Origin of the sequence: Solibacillus isronensis (genome assembly GCF_900168685.1) — a bacterium.
In the GTDB taxonomy this organism is placed as follows: Bacteria; Bacillota; Bacilli; order Bacillales_A; family Planococcaceae; genus Solibacillus; species Solibacillus isronensis_A.
Genome location: NZ_FVZN01000014.1, coordinates 1,306,966 through 1,324,883, shown reverse-complemented (window position 1 = coordinate 1,324,883; position 17,918 = coordinate 1,306,966). Strand labels below are relative to the sequence as shown.

Annotated in this window: 19 protein-coding genes and 1 other annotated feature; of the genes, 12 read left to right on the top strand and 7 right to left on the bottom strand. The window is 38.5% G+C overall.

Annotation, left to right across the window (positions count from 1 at the left end; translation table 11 throughout):
• Positions 1-16: 16 nt before the first annotated feature.
• Positions 17-1,120, bottom strand: coding sequence for a radical SAM/CxCxxxxC motif protein YfkAB (yfkAB, locus tag B5473_RS15145; protein ID WP_079526611.1), 1,104 nt, complete (start codon positions 1,118-1,120; stop codon positions 17-19).
• Between the two features lie 126 nt (positions 1,121-1,246).
• Complete coding sequence (locus B5473_RS15140; RefSeq protein ID WP_079526609.1) at positions 1,247-3,064, bottom strand: dynamin family protein; 1,818 nt, start codon at positions 3,062-3,064, stop codon at positions 1,247-1,249.
• Between the two features lie 240 nt (positions 3,065-3,304).
• On the opposite strand from B5473_RS15140, the gene B5473_RS15135 reads away from it, so the two are divergent.
• The 5 genes from B5473_RS15135 (at position 3,305) to B5473_RS15115 (ending at position 6,287) form a co-directional block, all read left to right on the top strand.
• Positions 3,305-4,738, top strand: a complete 1,434-nt coding sequence (locus tag B5473_RS15135) for a SulP family inorganic anion transporter (RefSeq protein ID WP_079526607.1) — start codon at positions 3,305-3,307, stop codon at positions 4,736-4,738.
• 10 nt (positions 4,739-4,748) lie between these two features.
• Positions 4,749-5,168, top strand: coding sequence for a universal stress protein (locus B5473_RS15130; RefSeq protein ID WP_079526605.1), 420 nt, complete (start codon positions 4,749-4,751; stop codon positions 5,166-5,168).
• Positions 5,169-5,250: 82 nt separating this feature from the next.
• On the top strand, positions 5,251-5,769 hold the full coding sequence (locus B5473_RS15125) for a hypothetical protein (protein WP_254865344.1): 519 nt from the start codon (positions 5,251-5,253) through the stop codon (positions 5,767-5,769).
• Between the two features lie 22 nt (positions 5,770-5,791).
• Positions 5,792-5,974 (top strand): hypothetical protein, encoded by a 183-nt coding sequence (locus tag B5473_RS15120; protein WP_079526601.1) that lies wholly within the window; start codon positions 5,792-5,794, stop codon positions 5,972-5,974.
• Positions 5,975-6,023: 49 nt separating this feature from the next.
• Positions 6,024-6,287: a glycosyl transferase gene (locus B5473_RS15115; protein ID WP_079526599.1), complete on the top strand. Its 264-nt coding sequence runs from the start codon at positions 6,024-6,026 to the stop codon at positions 6,285-6,287.
• Between the two features lie 216 nt (positions 6,288-6,503).
• Here the strand turns inward: B5473_RS15115 and B5473_RS15110 are convergent, their stop codons facing one another.
• A complete protein-coding gene (locus B5473_RS15110) occupies positions 6,504-7,061 on the bottom strand; it encodes a DNA-3-methyladenine glycosylase I (RefSeq protein ID WP_079526597.1) in 558 nt (185 codons plus the stop codon).
• Between the two features lie 96 nt (positions 7,062-7,157).
• Here B5473_RS15110 and B5473_RS15105 point away from each other — a divergent pair, with 96 nt between their 5' ends.
• The 6 genes from B5473_RS15105 to B5473_RS15080 all read left to right on the top strand — a co-directional run bounded on the left by B5473_RS15105 (position 7,158) and on the right by B5473_RS15080 (position 11,131).
• A complete protein-coding gene (locus B5473_RS15105; protein WP_079526595.1) occupies positions 7,158-7,724 on the top strand; it encodes a TetR/AcrR family transcriptional regulator in 567 nt (188 codons plus the stop codon).
• 5 nt (positions 7,725-7,729) lie between these two features.
• Complete coding sequence (locus B5473_RS15100) at positions 7,730-8,068, top strand: DMT family transporter (RefSeq protein ID WP_079526593.1); 339 nt, start codon at positions 7,730-7,732, stop codon at positions 8,066-8,068.
• Positions 8,068-8,382, top strand: coding sequence for a DMT family transporter (locus B5473_RS15095; RefSeq protein WP_079526591.1), 315 nt, complete (start codon positions 8,068-8,070; stop codon positions 8,380-8,382). The genes B5473_RS15100 and B5473_RS15095 overlap by 1 nt, the downstream gene beginning before the upstream one ends.
• Before the next feature lie 83 nt (positions 8,383-8,465).
• Positions 8,466-9,437 (top strand): TDT family transporter, encoded by a 972-nt coding sequence (locus B5473_RS15090; protein ID WP_079526589.1) that lies wholly within the window; start codon positions 8,466-8,468, stop codon positions 9,435-9,437.
• A gap of 64 nt (positions 9,438-9,501) precedes the next feature.
• Positions 9,502-10,074: a YdcF family protein gene (locus B5473_RS15085; protein ID WP_079526587.1), complete on the top strand. Its 573-nt coding sequence runs from the start codon at positions 9,502-9,504 to the stop codon at positions 10,072-10,074.
• A 61-nt stretch (positions 10,075-10,135) separates the two neighbouring features.
• Positions 10,136-11,131 carry an LLM class flavin-dependent oxidoreductase gene (locus tag B5473_RS15080; protein ID WP_079526584.1) on the top strand — a complete coding sequence of 332 codons (996 nt, stop codon included), beginning with the start codon at positions 10,136-10,138 and terminating at the stop codon, positions 11,129-11,131.
• Positions 11,132-11,303: 172 nt separating this feature from the next.
• On the opposite strand, the gene B5473_RS15075 is transcribed toward B5473_RS15080, so the two are convergent.
• Positions 11,304-12,893 (bottom strand): 2-isopropylmalate synthase, encoded by a 1,590-nt coding sequence (locus tag B5473_RS15075; RefSeq protein ID WP_079526582.1) that lies wholly within the window; start codon positions 12,891-12,893, stop codon positions 11,304-11,306.
• Between the two features lie 78 nt (positions 12,894-12,971).
• Positions 12,972-13,204: a binding site (T-box leader), on the bottom strand.
• A gap of 132 nt (positions 13,205-13,336) precedes the next feature.
• Positions 13,337-14,317 carry a GMP reductase gene (gene guaC / locus B5473_RS15070; RefSeq protein ID WP_079528754.1) on the bottom strand — a complete coding sequence of 327 codons (981 nt, stop codon included), beginning with the start codon at positions 14,315-14,317 and terminating at the stop codon, positions 13,337-13,339.
• Between the two features lie 380 nt (positions 14,318-14,697).
• Between guaC and B5473_RS15065 the strand changes: the two genes are divergently transcribed.
• On the top strand, positions 14,698-15,477 hold the full coding sequence (locus tag B5473_RS15065) for a class I SAM-dependent methyltransferase (protein ID WP_254865343.1): 780 nt from the start codon (positions 14,698-14,700) through the stop codon (positions 15,475-15,477).
• Between the two features lie 153 nt (positions 15,478-15,630).
• On the opposite strand, the gene tnpA is transcribed toward B5473_RS15065, so the two are convergent.
• The gene (tnpA, locus tag B5473_RS15060; protein WP_139377748.1) at positions 15,631-16,104 is read right to left on the bottom strand and encodes an IS200/IS605 family transposase; all 474 of its coding nucleotides are present in this window, start codon (positions 16,102-16,104) and stop codon (positions 15,631-15,633) included.
• A gap of 235 nt (positions 16,105-16,339) precedes the next feature.
• Complete coding sequence (locus B5473_RS15055; RefSeq protein WP_079526576.1) at positions 16,340-17,908, bottom strand: IS1182 family transposase; 1,569 nt, start codon at positions 17,906-17,908, stop codon at positions 16,340-16,342.
• Between the last annotated feature and the right edge of the window lie 10 nt (positions 17,909-17,918).

The following is a 17,918-nucleotide window of genomic DNA, read 5'->3' as shown; positions in this document are numbered from 1 at the left end:
GCTATATTTAAATTATTTATTTCACAATCCCACTGACAAATTCAGTAGACGGATAATACATATTTTTAACAATGACGTTTGCCCCTAAGCATTTCACCGCAGGACAATGGCAATTGATAGATTTGGAAATATTTGAATCGAGCCATCTCTTGTAAATTTGAGTTAATGATTCATTTTTAATATTTCCGAACGCCTGACCGTCATCCGAAAAATCGGTAACCGAAATATCACCTGAGAATATATTCAGGTTCATTCTTGAACGACCGTCAACATCATTTCTCATTGTTGTATTCGATGCATTATTAATTCGGTTGATTAATTCGATATCGCGCTCATCTCGGCTGCACGGATAGAACGGCAATGTTCCGAATAATACCCAAATATCTTTATTTCTGTAATCTAGGATTTCATTGATAACTGTTCGATATTCATCCAAACCGATCGTTTCTAAACTTTCAGCGAAATCACTTGCATACATCGGGTGAATCTCATGACGTTTACATAGCATTTCATTGGCTACTTCATGATGGATTTTCTCCATAAATGGCACCGTGTTGCGGTTTAACATTGTTTCTGCGGAAACGAACATGCCGCCTTTTGATAGTTCTCTCGCGTTGTCAAAAATATTGCGATATAAGTTCCCTCTATACTCAACTGATGGCGTTTTTTCCATCATAGCAAATCCTGTTTCAACAAATTCCTTTTCATCACACCAGTTATGCGAAATATGCATTACATCTAAATAAGGTGCAACCAGTTCATAATGTGACATCGGTAAAGTAAGGTTGGAGTTAATTTGTGTCTTAATCCCCCTGCTTTTCGCATATTTCAATAGCGGTAACAGGTTATCCTTAATTCCCTTTTTAGTTAGTAATGGTTCTCCACCTGTAAAACTCATTGTTCGTAACGTTTCAACCTCATCCAGTTTCCGAATAATTTCGTCTGCCGGAATGGCCGGTAATTCTTTCGTTAATAACGTATATCCTACTGCACAATGCGAGCATCTCATATTACATAAGTTTGTTGTTGTAAACTCTATATTAGATAAAGTTAGCTTACCATGTTGATCGATATCAATATATGGTTCCCATTCATCATGAGGTTTAAAAAATGTATTCATTTAAATACTTCCTTTCTGCGAGTACAATTTTCTCATAAAACCTTTGTATTGGAAAGGCTATTATTAAGGACGACACTCTTAAAAAGCAAATGGCTGCACGAGATATCATCCCGCGCAGCCAATTTTTTAGATTTCGATTTTTTCAGGTAATTCCGGAATATCTGATACTATATCTTCTTCGGTTAACCTCAGCTCAAACTGGTGGTATTTTTCTTTCAAATTCGGCTGTGCCAACATTGCATCCGGTTCTGTTGCAATTGGTGTTTCATAAGTAAAATTAACTGTTGCAATACGATCAATCGTCTGATGAAGTTGCCTTTTTTCCTGTTCTTTAATCGGCAAAACTCTTTCCAGTAATAGAGGCTCAATCGCATCTTTTATAAAGCTCTGTGCTTCGGCAATGCAATTGAATTCAGCCAGTTTATTTACAGAGGCTGTCATGTTGGCCCGTTCACGAATCCGCTGTGCTTCCAATTCGTTTAACTGATTGTGTATTGATAATAGCCGATTTTCCACCAGCTCGTTCAGTCGGCTTTGTACTGAATCCAGTTTTTCAAGAACAAATTGTTCGTATTTTTTAATGAACACCAGTTTCTGTTCACAATTTTTCTGGATTTTATTCAACGTTTGAATTTGCTCTGACAAAAGCGGTGTAAGTGCACTATCTTCTAACGGAAATGTGAGCGTCATCCCCGTTTGTTTTTTGAACTGCTTTTCAAGTTGTCCATATTCCATTGAGTATTCTACATGCAATTTTCGGTAATCACGCACGTTTTTTTGATAAAGCACTGCCATTTCCTCATACATATCGATGATCGGATCCCGTAAATAGGAATGGCTTTCCAGTGTTTGTAACAGCTGAAAAAGTGTTTGAACTTCCTTGAACACTTTACTGACCGATTCATATTGTTTGTCCAGTGAGTCGATGAGCGCTTTATCCTGTTGTAATTGCGCTGGATCGCTATTAAAATCACTTTGGTGCTGAATTACATATTCAAATGCCGATACATACGGTTCTCTAGCAGGAATTGTATTAATTTCTACACGAAGACGTTCCAGCCACTGAATAAATCGCTCCGTTATATGGCGCGTCTTTTTTTGCTTGTTATCAATTAACTGGAACATCAGCTGGGATAGTTGTGTAATACGGGAATCAATAAGCAGCTGTGTACTGTTCGTATTACGTGCTTCCTGGGCCTGTAAAGCTGATACCGGGACATCCTCTCCTATAAAGTAGCCGTAACGTTCTTTCTCCATATCAAGAAAGGCTTCCACTTCCCCATCTACGCGGTCAATCCCGTTAACGACTAAATGAGCAGTAATCCCCCTTTTGTTCAGCTTTTCGATAAAATTCAATTCAGTTTCCGTAGCCGGCGAACCCGCTTGCAGTACCCAGAAAACTTCATTGCAGCGCTGTAATAGAGCTGGTGAAAAGTATGCTGTATTTTTTGCGCCGGCTTCGAGCGCAACAGAGTCGACAATTGTCACTTTTTTTAACAGCTCACATGTTATATATACTTCCAAATAATCCAGATGCTTACGAATTATTTTGGCACTTTCCGTATTTGAAATAGTGAAAAATGAGAGGTTGGCAATATCAAAAGTCACTTCCATGCCATTTGAAAATACGGCTTTTATATATTCCTTATCACCGTATTTTAAAAATGTATTGGTCCTCGTCGGTTCTGATGGGCGGTCTTCCAGCAGATTTCTGCCGATTAAGCTGTTGATTACGGTCGTTTTCCCAACCCGTTCTTTTCCGAGAAAGAGCACGATTGGCTGACTGTTAGCATCATCTATAATCTGTTTTAAACGGGTTGTCGTATCTTTTACATAACTATTTTGAGACAGAATACTATGCAAAGGTTTTAACCGTTCAATTAATTGTTCCAACGGATTATGTTCATCAAAGTTGTTTAGCTGTGCGCTGAATCGCTCATTCATACGGGTCACTCCTTTACAAACAATTGTTATTCTATTATAAACGCAGTCATTTCCATGTGGACAAGTAATTACGAAATTCGAAATAATTGGTTCCTCATACTTAATCAATAAAACGTCGACTAGGTATTAACACATGGAAATTTTATTCAGGAAATTAAAATCCATCATAATGTTGCTATTGCCGGGCTTGATTTGCATGCTATTATAGTAGAAGAATATTTAAAAGGAGCTACACAATATATGTACAATATCCGTGAGCAATGGTTTGGGAATGTACGCTCAGATGTGCTGGCAGGACTTGTTGTCGCACTTGCCCTCATCCCTGAAGCAATTGCTTTTTCTATTTTAGCCGGTGTAGATCCGATGGTCGGACTCTATGCCTCATTTGTAATCGCTGTAACAATCAGCTTTGTCGGTGGTCGTCCTGCGATGATTTCCGCTGCAACAGGAGCAATGGCTCTCGTTATCGTCTCGCTTGTTAAAGACCATGGATTGCAGTATTTACTCGCTGCAACGATTTTAACTGGAATTATCCAAATCATTTTCGGAATGCTGAAAATTGCACGCCTGATGAAGTTTATTCCGAATGCGGTAATGATCGGCTTTGTGAATTCATTGGCGATTTTGGTATTCATGGCACAAACACCGCACTTTATTGGCGGCGACTTCGTTACTTGGGCGTTTCTTCTGGCGACAATTGTACTTATTTACGTAATTCCTTTTGTCATTAAAGGTATTCCCGCCCCGCTCATTGCCGTAGTTATTTTATCGGCAGTAGCTATTTATTCAGGCTTTAATTTAAATACAGTCGGAGATATGGGAACAATTACACAATCATTGCCATCATTTTTAATACCTGATATTCCTTTTAATTTTGAAACGTTAATGATTATTTTACCTTATTCATTGGCTCTGGCTGTTGTCGGATTGGTCGAATCATTACTGACTGCATCAATTTTGGATGATATGACGGCTTCTGAAAGCGATAAAAATAAAGAAGCGCGCGGACAAGGGATCGCCAATGTTATTAACGGTTTCTTCGGTGGTATGGCCGGCTGTGCGATGATCGGACAATCTGTTATTAACGTAAAATCCGGCGGACGTGGCCGACTCTCCACTTTTGTTGCTGGTGTATTTTTAATGTTTTTAATACTCGTTTTGGGCGATTATGTCGTTCAAATTCCAATGCCGGTACTTGCCGGTGTAATGGTTGTAGTATGTATTACCCAATTTGACTGGCAATCATTCAAATATGCTGTGACAGCACCGAAAAAAGATGTGTTTGTTATGCTTCTTACAATCGCGGTTGTCCTGTATACACATAACTTAGCGTTAGGTGTTGTAGCAGGTATTATTGTCAGCGCCCTGTTTTTCGTAAACGAAATCTCACGTGTAAGTATTTCACAGCAAGGGAAAACATACTTTGTCAAAGGGCAACTATTCTTCGCTTCAACGGAAGGTTTTATTAACTATTTCAAAACTGTTCAAGATGAGCAGTCATCAATTGTCATCGACTTCTCACTATGTAAAGTGTGGGATGACTCGGCAATCGGTGCTTTAATGAAGGTGAAAGATCAGTTGAAAGCGAAAAATATAGAAGTAACCTACTTGAATATTGATGAGTCAAGTAAACAGCTATTGAAGAAGTTAACCGGTACGACATTAATCGATTAGGAGGTGGCTTATGTATCAACATATTTTACTGGCCGCTGATGGTTCGCAAAACTCGATACGTGCGGCAAAAGAAGCTTTAAAAATAGCCCAAATAAATGCTGAAACATTGGTGACCATCATTTTTATCATCGATATGGAAAAAGCGAAGACGGATGTATTGCATTCAAGCTCCATCGAAAGTCTTTACATGGAACGTCGTCGAAAGCTCGTACCGATCGAGGAACTGTTCAATGAGCATCAAGTCCGTTATAAAGTGGAAATCATTCACGGCTCACCAGGACCTGAAATCATCAAATTTGCCAACACGCAAAATGTCGATTTAGTGGTGATCGGAAGTCGCGGATTAAACAGCCTGCAGGAAATGGTGTTAGGCAGCGTATCACATAAAGTGATGAAGCGCGTGCAATGCCCTGCAATGCTTGTGAAGTAAGGCAAAACTAAAAAAAGAGAAGACAAAACATTTTTAGTGCGACTAAAATGTTTTGTCTTTTTTTTATGTATAACTGATATAATTGGGGTCAACAGGTCAGATTCAAGATGAGGTGGGAATTGTGTTTTTCTTAAAGCCTAGACTAATTAAAAATGATAAGAAATATAATGCGGAATTGTTATTTAAAGATGTTTCACCAGATCAATGGGATCAGGATCATTTAACGAAAGCTAATTTGGATTATTCAATAGATAGTGTTCGTCTCGTCAATGAGTACGCTGAAAGGTTAATCCATACTGAATTTGGACAGCAGCTTTTAAAAGAGCACTCAGATAATTTTATCACTCGTATTGGTGCCTATTTAGGCGAAGTAATAAAAAATCACAAAGACGGGCAATATCGCTGGTTTGATTTTAATTCAGTAAAAGAAAATACCGTACATTTAAATAATTATGTATTGAGTGTTGAAGATGAGTCTGTTCTTTATTCTAAAAAAATGGATAACGTATTGTGCCCCATCTTTGAAGTGAAGCGATATTTTGAAGGTAAGTCTAATTATAATAATTTTTTAACATATGTAGAACAAGCGATAAAAAACTAGAATTACTGGGGAGGAATTATTAATGTCCACTGAAGCTCTAATAGTACTAGCCATAATATCAACTGTAATATGGATTACTGTATCTAAAGAAGCGATAAAACCTATTAAAGAGGTTGATAGACGAAAGATGATCACTTTATTATCCGCAGGAACATTAACGGCAATTATATTAACTGTATCCCTTTTTCAGCATTTATTGTTCTAATTCGATTTAACGTGCATGCGTAAATTAAAAAATTACAGAGGAGATAATTTTGAAAAAACTTCTTTTATTACTCATTGTTCCAGTTATTATTTGGTTTGGATGCAGTACTACTGTAATTGCAGAGTTTGCTGTTGTTAAGGAAATAAAGGAAAATTCGATTATCATAGAAAATTGGGGAGGAGAAACAAAAGAAATCGCTATTCCCAAAAATCATGATTATTCTTTTGAGTTAGAAAAAGAGTATTTTTTTAATTACGAAATCAAGAAAAGTAAAAAGGCTGTTTTAATATCTGCAGAACCGAATGAACCTTAAACTTCTGACACAGCCTGTTGTTGTTCCAAAATATATTCCTCAATTCCAGCAAAATAATCCTCACTTCGGGTTATATAATCCTCACTTGCTCATGCTTAATCCTCAATTCTTGTTTGTTAATCCTAACTTTCAAGTTTATAATCCTCAAATCGATTATTTATAAAAATTGGGGTCAGAAACTCCGTGTCCTTTTCCTGTGGGAGCCCGCCCCCTCTTTTACCTTTTGAAACAATGGCAATTCGTTGTATGGTCATTCACCATGCCTACTGCCTGCATATAGGAGTAGCAAATTGTGCTGCCGACAAATTTGAATCCGTCTTTTTTTAGCTGCTTGCTCATACGGTCGCTTATTTCTGTCGTAATCGGTACTTGCGCGGACGATTCCCATGAATTGATCAGCGGCTTACCATCAACAAAAGACCAAATATAATTTGAAAAGAAGCCGTATTGTTTTTGAATAGCCAAAAAGCTTTCAGCATTCGTGACGACACTTTTAATTTTCAGCCGATTGCGGATAATACGTTCATCATTTCTTAATGCTTCAAGTTTATCTTCATCGTATTGTACAATCTTTTCCGCATCAAACTGATCAAATGCAGCCAAATACCCTTCTCTTCTTTTTAATATTGTCAACCAGCTTAAGCCTGCCTGTGCCCCTTCGAGACAGAGCATTTCAAACAGCTTCCGGTCGTCATAAACGGGGACGCCCCACTCTTCGTCATGATATTTCACATAAATAGGTTCATCCAGCTTTACCCAACTGCAACGCTCCATTGTACTCACCTCTTTTTAACCACTGTAATCCAACTCGTTTGCAATCGCAATCAATTTTTGTTACGCTTACCTTACGAACGTCAGGAAGGTGATAATGTGACTAAAGAGAAAATAATACAGTCCGCTCTGCTTAATTTCAGTGAACATGGCTACAGTGGCGGATCACTTGCCCAAATCGCGGAAGAAGTAGGAATACGAAAACAATCGATCTATACGTATTTTAAAAGTAAAGATGCGCTCTATCTATCGATTTCGAAACAGGCAATGGAAGCTGAACTGTTATTTGCAAAAGAATTTATCGCAAAACATCTACAACTTCCTGTCGAAAAAGTATTACTGCCATTTCTGCAATCTTTTCAGCAACGCTTTGAATCATTTGCGGAAACTAAATTTTTCATGCGTTCGATTTTCTTAATGCCGCAACATTTGGAGCAGCAGTTAAGTGAACAAACGTACATTTATTTGGACGAATTAGAAAGGCTATTCACGGATTATTTAAAAGAACAAAAATTGTCCGTTTCAGCGAATGAAGCAGCAATCGGCTTTTTGGCATTGCTTGATAGCCTTTATGTCGAAATGCTTTATGGTGGAAGTGAACGGTGTGAAAAGCGTTTGCAGGCAGGATGGACAATATATTACAGAGGAATAAGAGCTGAGGTGTAGACATCATGACAAAATACTGGATACTCGTCCTATTGGCAGGCATCATTGAAATTGTTTGGGCGATGGGACTGAAATACGCACATACAGTGTGGCTATGGGTTGGCGTTGCCGCATTAATTGTAATATCATTTTATATTTTAATTATCGCAACAGAAAAACTGCCGGTTGCAACCGTTTATGCAGTGTTTACGGGAATTGGTACTGCCGGTACAGTCATAGCGGAAACGGTCATTTTCAACGAACCGTTCAGCTTAACAAAAATCGGCTTTATTGGATTATTATTAATCGGTGTTATTGGGTTAAAACTCATTTCAAATGAACCGGAAGAAGCGAGGGATGCATAATGGCTTGGGTATATTTAATTTTTGCCGGTCTTTTTGAAGTCGGCGGTGTTATCGGAATGAACAAAGTTGCCCAGAAAAAATCATTCGGCTCCTATGCATTTCTGATCGGTTCCTTTATTTTCAGTTTCTCGCTCCTTTCAATGGCAATGAAAGAATTGCCTATGGGAGTTGCCTATGCTGTATGGACAGGGATCGGTACAGTCGGCGGCACGCTTGTAGGGATGTTTATCTATAACGAATCCAAAGACTGGAAGAGAATTCTATTTATTTCGTTTATTATTATTGCGGTTGTCGGATTAAAAATTACGCAGTAGAATAGAGTTAGCAGAAACAATGTGTACATTTTATGAATATTTTCGTAGTTTGTGCACATTGTTGTTATATTTTGGAGGCCATTGTGAGAAATTTATTTCAAGTAGTCCCAATTCCAATCAGTGGGTTAATGCTCGGTCTGGTTTCATTGGGAAATTTATTTTTAAGTATGGACAAAGCCACTTTCGGTCACGTCTGTTTTTTTATAGGAATCTTTTTATTTCTATTAATTATTGGAAAACTGATTTTTGCGTTTTCCAGTATCCTTGCTGAAATGCAAAACCCGATTATTGCGTCAGTATCCCCCACTTTTACGATGGGGACATTATCGATAAGTAGTGGTTTGCACTATTACGGTGTAAGTGAATTCGTTATACATATGATCTGGATTCTTGCTGCAACGACTCAAATCTTTATTATCTTTTACTTTATTCGAACATTCATTTGGAAAAAACGGATTACGATTTCGGATGTTTATCCAAGCTGGCTTATTATGTTTGTCGGAACAGCTGTTATGCCTTTAACAGCGAGTGATCTTTCAGGTGTCTTCACAAAAGCGATTGTTATTTTTGCGATATGCGCCTTCATTGTGTTAGTGCCGATTCTTATTTTCCGTGTATTTATTAGAAAAGATTTGCCGGAGCCTACGATTCCGATGCTGACGATTTTAACCGCACCCGCTTCGATCAGTTTAGCTGCATATTTCCAGCAGTTTGAAAGTCAATTCGGGATTGTTCTGACATTATTCATTTTCGCGCAAATATTGTATCTTTTAGTACTGTCGAAATTACCGAGCGCATTACAGCTACCTTTTTATCCAAGCTATGCTGCCTTTACGTTCCCATTAGTTATTTCTGCTACTGCCACTTATGGTGTCATTCATTATTTCGAGCAAAACGGGATGTCGACAAGTTGGCTGGAAACGTATTTTTATTTTCAATTAACATTCTCTGCAATTATTGTATTTTACGTTTTTATCCGCTATATCAACTACTTGTCCGTTCAAGTACGACAACAGCGCAGAGTCATTCGAGAAGAAAAAGAAGCCATTTCATAATTCTTCCGCAATAGCGAAACATTCCCCCTTTATGCATCGTATACTACATAAAGGGGGGATTTTTTTGAAAAGAATTATTTTTGCACTATTATTTATTTTAATTATACTCGTGTTAATTTTCTACTGGCTTGACTATGAAATGAATGCAGCGTTAAAAAATGAGGCAGACGGTTCAAATGAATATGTTGTCATCTTAGGCGCAAAAGTAAAACCAGGCGGCATCCCTTCCCAGTCATTAAAAAACCGTTTAGATGCGGCAGTGGATTATCTTCAAAAATATCCCACTGTAAAAGCGATTGTTACAGGTGGCCAGGGTGCCGATGAAGATCGAACGGAAGCGTCGGTGATGGCTGATTATTTAATCGAACATGGGATTGCTGAAAGTAGAGTTTTATTGGAAGATCAGTCTACAACAACATATGAAAATTTGTTGTTCGCAAAAAAAATGTTGCCCGCAAATATTGTAAGCATCACGATTATTTCAAATGATTTCCATTTGAAACGAGCGACAATTCTCGCCCGAAAACTCGGTCTAAAGGCAGATGTAGTGGCAGCTCCTACTCCAAAAGTCGTCAATACAAAATCACGTATTCGCGAACGTCTTGCGATCATTAAGGCCTATACGAGAGGCCAATAATTTTACATTTGCCGTTCAATTCGTTATCGTAAACTGTAACGAACAGTTGAGGTGAATTTCAATGAAACTTAGTATATTAGATCAAGTACCTATCTCCAAAGGCATGACATCAACCGAAGCACTAGCTAATGCAGTGAAGCTTGCCCAACTTGGTGATGAGCACGGTTATGAACGAATCTGGTTTGCGGAGCACCATAACACAACTTCCCTTGCCAGCTCCGCGCCTGAAGTAACAGCTGCCTATGTTGCTGCGAAAACAGAGCGTATCCGTGTAGGAACGGGCGGCATAATGATGATGCATTATTCTCCATATAAAGTGGCTGAAGTGTTTAAAACATTGGCAGCGTTGGCACCAGGTCGTATAGATTTCGGTGCAGGCCGCGCTCCTGGCGGGGATATGCCCGCAATGACTGCGCTTGCAAGTGGACGCAGACCTGACCTGACGGAACAATATGATAAACTCGAAGTTATTTTACGTTTAATGAATGAACAGCGTACAGGTGAAGCGGTTTATGATAATGTTGTAGCCGCTCCTTTCAAAATACAGCTTCCGCAAAGCTGGCTGCTTGGATCAAGCGGACAAAGTGCGAAAAAAGCTGGTGAAGCGGGCGTCGGCTATTCCTTTGCCCAGTTCTTCAATGGACAAATGTCTAAAGGGATTTTCGATGCATACCGTAACAGTTTCCAGCCTTCATACTTTATGGAACAGCCACAAATTATTACGACTTATGCAATCAGTGTAGCTGAAACGGCTGAAGAAGCGGAATACTTATCGATGCCGATGCAAATTACCCGCCTGAACTTAATGCGTGGTAAGCTCCTGACTGTACTTTCTCCTGAAGAAGCAAATGACTATCCGCTTACAGAAATGGATAAAATGATTTTGGAAGAAAACCGTTCGCTAATGCTGATCGGTTCTGCCGAAGATGTTGCGAATCAGATTAGAGAAGAACAGGCATATTACGGCTTTGATGAAGCGATGATCAACTGTAATCTATATACGATCGACCAGCGTCTGAACAGCTACCGTCTATTAATAGAACAGTTCAATAAATAATATAGTTTTAATGAAGTAGTGCCAATTGATTCGTCAAGGGCACTACTTTTTTGGTGAGGTCGGATTCATTTCAGTGCAGCTGGTAATCATCAGTAGCATTACAAATAAAAAAGCAATCCAAACTTTACATATCGTAAAATTTGGACTGCCTGTAATTTTCACTTCAACCTGTTTATACTGTAGCAGTCGTCGTTACTGGTTGCGGGGCAATTTTTGCGACAATCACACTGTTTACCGCATTAATATAGGCCATTGCAGATGCTTTTAAAATATCAGTATCTGCTGCTTTTGCGATATAATTTTCACCGCCGTATTCGATAATAATTTTTACTTTCCCTAACGCTTCTTGGCCGCGTGATACGGAGCTGATGTTGTATTCGACAAGCTTAACTTTAATGCCTGTAACATCCGCTATCGCTGAGTAAAGGGCGTCAATCGGACCGGAGCCGACCGCACTTGATTTGAATACATCTTCCCCGCGGCGGATTTTTACGCTGGCAGACGGGAAGGCAGCGTTTGAAATAATCTGTAAGTCTTCAATATCATAAAACTGATCAGAGTATGATTCCTTATTTGGATTGTTCTTCTCTGTTTTTTCATAGTAGCTTTCAACAATGACATATAAATCATGGTTGTAAACTTCTTTTTTCGAATCAGCTAATTTCAGGAAGCTTTCAAAAATGCCTTCAAATTCCTCATCTGAGAAATCATCAAAGCCAAGTTTGGACAGCGCATTTTTCACCGCATGACGACCAGAGCGTGCTGTTAATACTAGCTCCATATCATCTAGACCTACATCTTCAGGATGAACGATTTCATATGCATCACGTGATTTCAGTAAGCCGTCCTGGTGAATACCTGATGAATGGGCAAAGGCGTTATCTCCTGTAATCGCTTTGTTCACTTGCACATCAAGACCCATAAAGCTAGACACTAAGCGAGATGTATTCATAATTTCTTTCGTATTAATATCTGTAAACACATCGTAAACGTCACCGCGTGTTTTAATCGCCATAACGACTTCTTCTAATGCAGCATTTCCGGCACGTTCACCAATACCGTTCATCGTCACTTCTATTTTATCGGCACCGTTTTTGATCGCCGCTAACGTATTGGCAGTCGCCATACCTAAATCGTTGTGACAGTGAACTGAAAGCAGTACGGAATCGTCCAGGTTTTTCATTCGGTAGTTCAGTTTGGCAATCATCTCGCCCCACTGTTCCGGTTCAGCATACCCGACTGTATCCGGTACATTGATCATTGTAGCGCCGGCCTTCATGACCGCTTCAATCGTTTTCCAAAGGTATTCAAAATCAGAGCGGGATGCGTCTTCCGTTGAATATTGTACTTGTGGCAGTAACGATTTCGCGTATTTTACCGCATCTACCCCGATTTGCAGGATCTGGTCTTTCGATTTACTGAACTTTTTCTCCACATGAATATCGGATGTCCCTAAAACCATATGGATCATTGGATTATTGGCATATTTCACTGCATTATATACTGAATCAATATCATCTTTAACAGCACGGGCAAGTGCAGTGATCATCATGTTTGAATTTTGGCCAACCTTCTGTGCCACAGCTTTTACCGCTTCAAAATCACCTTGTGAAGACGCTGGGAATCCGGCTTCAATAATATCAACACCGAGCTTTTTTAACTGCTGGGCAATTTCCACTTTTTCATATAAATTCAGTTTAGCCCCAGGCACTTGCTCACCATCACGTAATGTCGTATCAAAAACCCAAATTTTTCTACTCATTCTCATAACCCCTTTTCTTCTCAAATGATTTTAAAACCGAAAATAAAAATAAAAAAACTCGCCTCTATGAAAAATTTCCATAGAGACGAGGTTAGACTCGCGGTACCACTCTAAATTGAATGTCCATTGCTGAAACATTCCACTTAACGACAAATAGTTTGCCTGTCTTTTAACGGAGACTTCCGACTTCCCTACTTAATTTCGGGTTGTAGCTCATGGACGAGTTCAACAGTTGTATCTGCCAGTTTGCACCACCCACTGGCTCTCTTAAAGTATACAAGCTATTTACTACTTCCAATCATTGCCTAAGATATTACCTTGAAATGAAGTTTACCGGCAATGAAATAAAATGTCAACACTTATTATCAGAAAATTTAAATTTCACTTTAGCGTAATGATGTTGAAATTCGCCAGGGATAACGTCTTACGCGCAATAAAATAAATTAAATTTTATCGCCATTGAAAATTGAATTTTTAACAATCGCATAATCAACGTTACGGATTGCAGATAATGTTTTACCACCTGCATATGAAATTGATGACTGCAGATCTTGTTCCATTTCAGTTAACGTATCAAAAATCGAACCTTTTGAATCGACGTACATTTTCTTGCCTTCAACGTTTTTACGCTCGCCTTTTTGGAATTCCGATGCGGAACCGAAATATTCTTTCACTTGTTTGCCGTCAATTTCCACTGTTTGGCCAGGTGATTCTTCGTGACCTGCAAATAGTGAACCGATCATCACCATTGATGCCCCGAAACGCACTGATTTAGCAATGTCGCCATGTGTACGAATACCGCCGTCCGCGATAATCGGTTTTGAAGCAGCTTTTGCACACCAGCGAAGTGCTGCCAACTGCCAGCCGCCTGTACCAAAACCAGTTTTAATTTTCGTAATACATACTTTACCTGGGCCAATCCCAACTTTTGTCGCATCCGCACCTGCATTTTCAAGGTCACGTACTGCTTCAGGAGTACCGACATTTCCTGCAATTACAAAGCTGTTCGGTAAATGCTTTTTAATATGACCGATCATTTCGATGACTTGGTTTGAATGACCGTGTGCGATATCAATCGTAATATAATCCGGTACAAGCTTAGCATCTTTTAGCTCTTCGATAAATGTATACTCTTCATCTTTTACACCGACAGAAATCGATGCAATCAAGCCTTTGCTCTGCATATCGCGGATAAATTGCGCACGCTTTTCAGGTTGGAAACGGTGCATAATATAGAAATAGCCTTGAGCAGCTAATTTTTCTGCTAATTGCTCATCAATAATTGTTTGCATATTTGCCGGAACTACCGGAAGTTTAAATGTATGGTTACCCAAAGTTACTGTTGCATCGCATTCTGTACGACTTTTCACTATGCACTTTGCAGGGATTAATTGAATATCTTCATAATCAAATACTGTATCTATCATTTCACTACACTCCTAAATACGAACATTTTTCGTGTTTTTTATAATAATCATTCGACATCTGTTACTTTACAAAACAATGAAAACGTTGTCAACCATAAAACGAATATTTTATTTAATTTTAATATAAATGTTCGGTTTTTAAGGAATCTAAACAAATTTCTTCATTGTAAACGTAAAAAAATTTTAATTTTCCCTTGTTTATAAATAACTATTGTCCACTGACTCCATGCAATGTTTTAATAGAATTATTGAAAAGGAGTCGATGAATTGATGTTAGTGAAATGGTTGAACGTTCAGAATTAATATTGAGCTGAAAAATTGGCTCAATAATCAATCATTATTGGAGCTGAAAAACATTGGAACATTTATTAAACTGCATGAAAATTATCGGGGACGATACAATACAACGTACACAATTAACACATCGTATTGAGCTAGTAAAAACCTTTCAAATTGAGAAAGGTATGAAAGTACTTGAAATCGGATGCGGGCAAGGTGACACTACTGTTGTATTGGCAGATGCCGTCGGAGAAACTGGCAGTGTCGTTGCCATCGACATTGCCTCAACTGAATATGGTGCACCAATCACATTAGGTGAAGCAGCAGAAACGATTTCACAATCCCCATTAGGACATCGAATCGATTTCCACTACGAAACCGACTTTTTGCAAATGGAGTTCGACGAGAAATTTGATGTCGTTGTTCTATCCCATTGTTCATGGTATTTCGAAAGTAGCGAACTGTTAAAGAATTACTTTCAAAAGATCAAGCAAGTGGCAGATCGTATCTGTTTTGCTGAATGGGACATCGATTATACATCGGACGATCAGCGTGCGCACTTTTGCGCAGCCAATATTGCGGCGCTCTATACAGCATTTACAGAAAATGAAGGGAATATCCAAAATCTCTTTCATAAAACGCAAATAAAGGAACTTATGCTTAGCGAAGGCTTTAAAATCAATGTTGGACAAACAGTCGATGCCAGCTATTTGCAGGACGGATCTTGGGAAGTCGACTACAGCAATTACTTGCTAAATGAATTTTCGGAAGTTCCGACTAAAATTCAGTCCTTAATCCATAGTTATGCCTATTTAATGAATGAGCAAACAAAGCCTCTACTTTCGTTAAATAGTTTTGTACTGTGCGCTGATTTGTAAAATACCGTTCCAATTGGAAACGAAATAAAAACCACCAGTTGAACTGGTGGTTTTCTCTGCGCGTGAAACGCTGGGTTACTGGCCCACGTCTAAAGACGCTCTGAAAGGTCTGCCAACCGCACTACGTTTCCGACTACCGCTAAAGCGGTGTACTTATTTTTTTCTTCGATTTAGTTCTTCCCCTGTGAATGGGTCAATAAATTCTTTCATTGTCATCTGATCTTCCAGCAGATCTTCCTGCAATTGATTTTTTATATATTCTTGAATGACTTTTCTGTTTCGCCCTACTGTATCCACATAATATCCTCGACACCAAAATTTTCGGTTGCCATATTTATATTTCAAATTTGCATGTCGATCGAATATCATCAAACTGCTTTTCCCTTTAAGATAACCCACAAACGCAGATACACTAAGCTTCGGTGGAATACTCACTAACATATGTATATGATCGGGACACGCTGTAGCTTCAATAACCTCTACGCCTTTTCTTTCACACAGTTGACGTAATATTTTACCGATATCTGCTTTTATTTTCCCATAGATCATTCTTCTTCTGTATTTTGGCGCAAACACGATGTGATACTTACAATTCCATGTTGTATGTGCTAAACTTTTATTATCCAATATTGGAGCTCCTTTCGTACGTAATCGGTTGACCAGACCTGATTTTATTGTACGACTGGAGTATTTTTTTTGTCCATAGCTAAAAGCTTTTTAGAACCCCCCGCATAGCAGGGGGTTTTCGTTTCCATAAAACAAAAGAGGCTGGGACAGAATTAGTTTCAGTTCACGCAAAAAGAGAAATTGCACAATGCAATTTCTCTTTTTGCGCTTTATAAAGAAAATATTCGGAGAGGCATTATCCTCTTACCGCATATTTCCTTAAATTTGTGGCCATTAATGCCAAGCCTATTTCGTTAGTAACCTTCGATTTTCCACGAACTGAAAATCGGCGGAAACACAAATTAGCCTTCAAGAATCCAAAAACTGGTTCCACGTCAATTTTACGTTGACGATAAATGGCAGCCGTTTTTTCTTCTGAAAGCTTCGCTCTTACTTCTTCTTTTTGTTGTTCCCAATTCTCGTTAATCATGAGTCTACGATTTTTCCCTTCCGCAGCTTTCGTACATTTTGTACGGAAAGGACATCCTGTACATTCTTCACATTCATAGATTTTAAATTCTCTTTGGAAACCTGCTTTATCCGTACGAACAGAATTATATTGGAATCTTAATCTCTTTTCATTTGGACAAATGTATGCATCGTTTTCTTTCTCATACACCCAATTGCTTGTCTTAAAAGGATCATTTTTGTATTTTCGCTTCTGTTCATTCAAGTACTGATTAAATGTAATGAGTGGTGTTCGTTTTCGATTGTTAAGAATATCATGGTAATTCTGTTCACTGCCGTATCCGGCATCCGCTACAATATGTTTTGGTAGCTCAAAATAACTTTCCTCAATTTTATTAAGAAATGGAATAAGTGTTTTCGTGTCTGTTGGATTTGGAAATACATCATAAGCGAGTGTGTATTGACCTTCAGTAGCGATTTGTACATTATAACCTGGCTTCAATTGGCCGTTTTGCATATAGTCATCTTTCATCCGCATAAATGTTGCTTCGTGATCTGTCTTTGAATAACTGTTGCGTGTACCAAACACTTTAAAATCCTTCTCATATTTCTGTTTTCTTATAATCCAATCATGTACTTGTTTGAGTATTTGCTTCGGTGTTTTTCGTTCGCTACGTAATTTTTTTCGCTCAATGACATCATCAGAATGCTCTATTTTGCTCGTATAGTCGTCGACTACTTCTTCTAGGTGATGTGCTACTTGTGTTAACTCTTCTATTGATAACTGTTCATCCGTTTCACGTTTGATTTCAGGAATAATTTGATGTTCCAATAACTCATCGTAAAGTTTATTTGATTTTCCTACGAGGTTGGTATGATGTTTTTCCACTGATTTTTTCCAAACAAATGTGAACTTATTGGCATTTGCCTCAATCTTTGTGCCATCGATAAAAATCGCTTCTTGATCAATGAGTTTTTCTTCAACTAGCTGACAACGGAATTGTACAAAACATTGGCGAATGAGTTCCTTCATATTGGGATGTACACGAAAACGGTTAATAGTGCGATAACTTGGTTCATATCCTTGGGCAAGCCACATCATACGGATACTGTCTCTTGTCAGATCCTCTATTTTTCTTCCTGAAAAAGTGGATTGTGTGTAACCGCATAAAATCAGCTTTAGCATCATACGTGGATGATACGATGGACAACCAGTATGGTGAATAAAAGGAGCGAAAGCTTGGTTCGGTATGCTTTCGACCAAATGGTGGATGGAAAAGGCAATATCATTATTATGTAACTTTACTTCTAAATCTAGCGGTAAAATAAGTTGATTCATGTTATAATCTTTAAACATAGGGACACTT

Excerpts from the sequence above, each read along its gene's own strand:
- yfkAB (WP_079526611.1), bottom strand. The coding sequence starts at position 1,120 with ATGAATACATTTTTTAAACCTCATGATGAATGGGAACCATATATTGAT.
- B5473_RS15140 (WP_079526609.1), bottom strand. The coding sequence starts at position 3,064 with ATGAATGAGCGATTCAGCGCACAGCTAAACAACTTTGATGAACATAAT.
- B5473_RS15135 (WP_079526607.1), top strand. The coding sequence starts at position 3,305 with ATGTACAATATCCGTGAGCAATGGTTTGGGAATGTACGCTCAGATGTG.
- B5473_RS15130 (WP_079526605.1), top strand. The coding sequence starts at position 4,749 with ATGTATCAACATATTTTACTGGCCGCTGATGGTTCGCAAAACTCGATA.
- B5473_RS15120 (WP_079526601.1), top strand. The coding sequence starts at position 5,792 with ATGTCCACTGAAGCTCTAATAGTACTAGCCATAATATCAACTGTAATA.
- B5473_RS15110 (WP_079526597.1), bottom strand. The coding sequence starts at position 7,061 with ATGGAGCGTTGCAGTTGGGTAAAGCTGGATGAACCTATTTATGTGAAA.
- B5473_RS15100 (WP_079526593.1), top strand. The coding sequence starts at position 7,730 with ATGACAAAATACTGGATACTCGTCCTATTGGCAGGCATCATTGAAATT.
- B5473_RS15095 (WP_079526591.1), top strand. The coding sequence starts at position 8,068 with ATGGCTTGGGTATATTTAATTTTTGCCGGTCTTTTTGAAGTCGGCGGT.
- B5473_RS15080 (WP_079526584.1), top strand. The coding sequence starts at position 10,136 with ATGAAACTTAGTATATTAGATCAAGTACCTATCTCCAAAGGCATGACA.
- B5473_RS15075 (WP_079526582.1), bottom strand. The coding sequence starts at position 12,893 with ATGAGTAGAAAAATTTGGGTTTTTGATACGACATTACGTGATGGTGAG.
- B5473_RS15065 (WP_254865343.1), top strand. The coding sequence starts at position 14,698 with ATGAAAATTATCGGGGACGATACAATACAACGTACACAATTAACACAT.
- B5473_RS15055 (WP_079526576.1), bottom strand. The coding sequence starts at position 17,908 with ATGTTTAAAGATTATAACATGAATCAACTTATTTTACCGCTAGATTTA.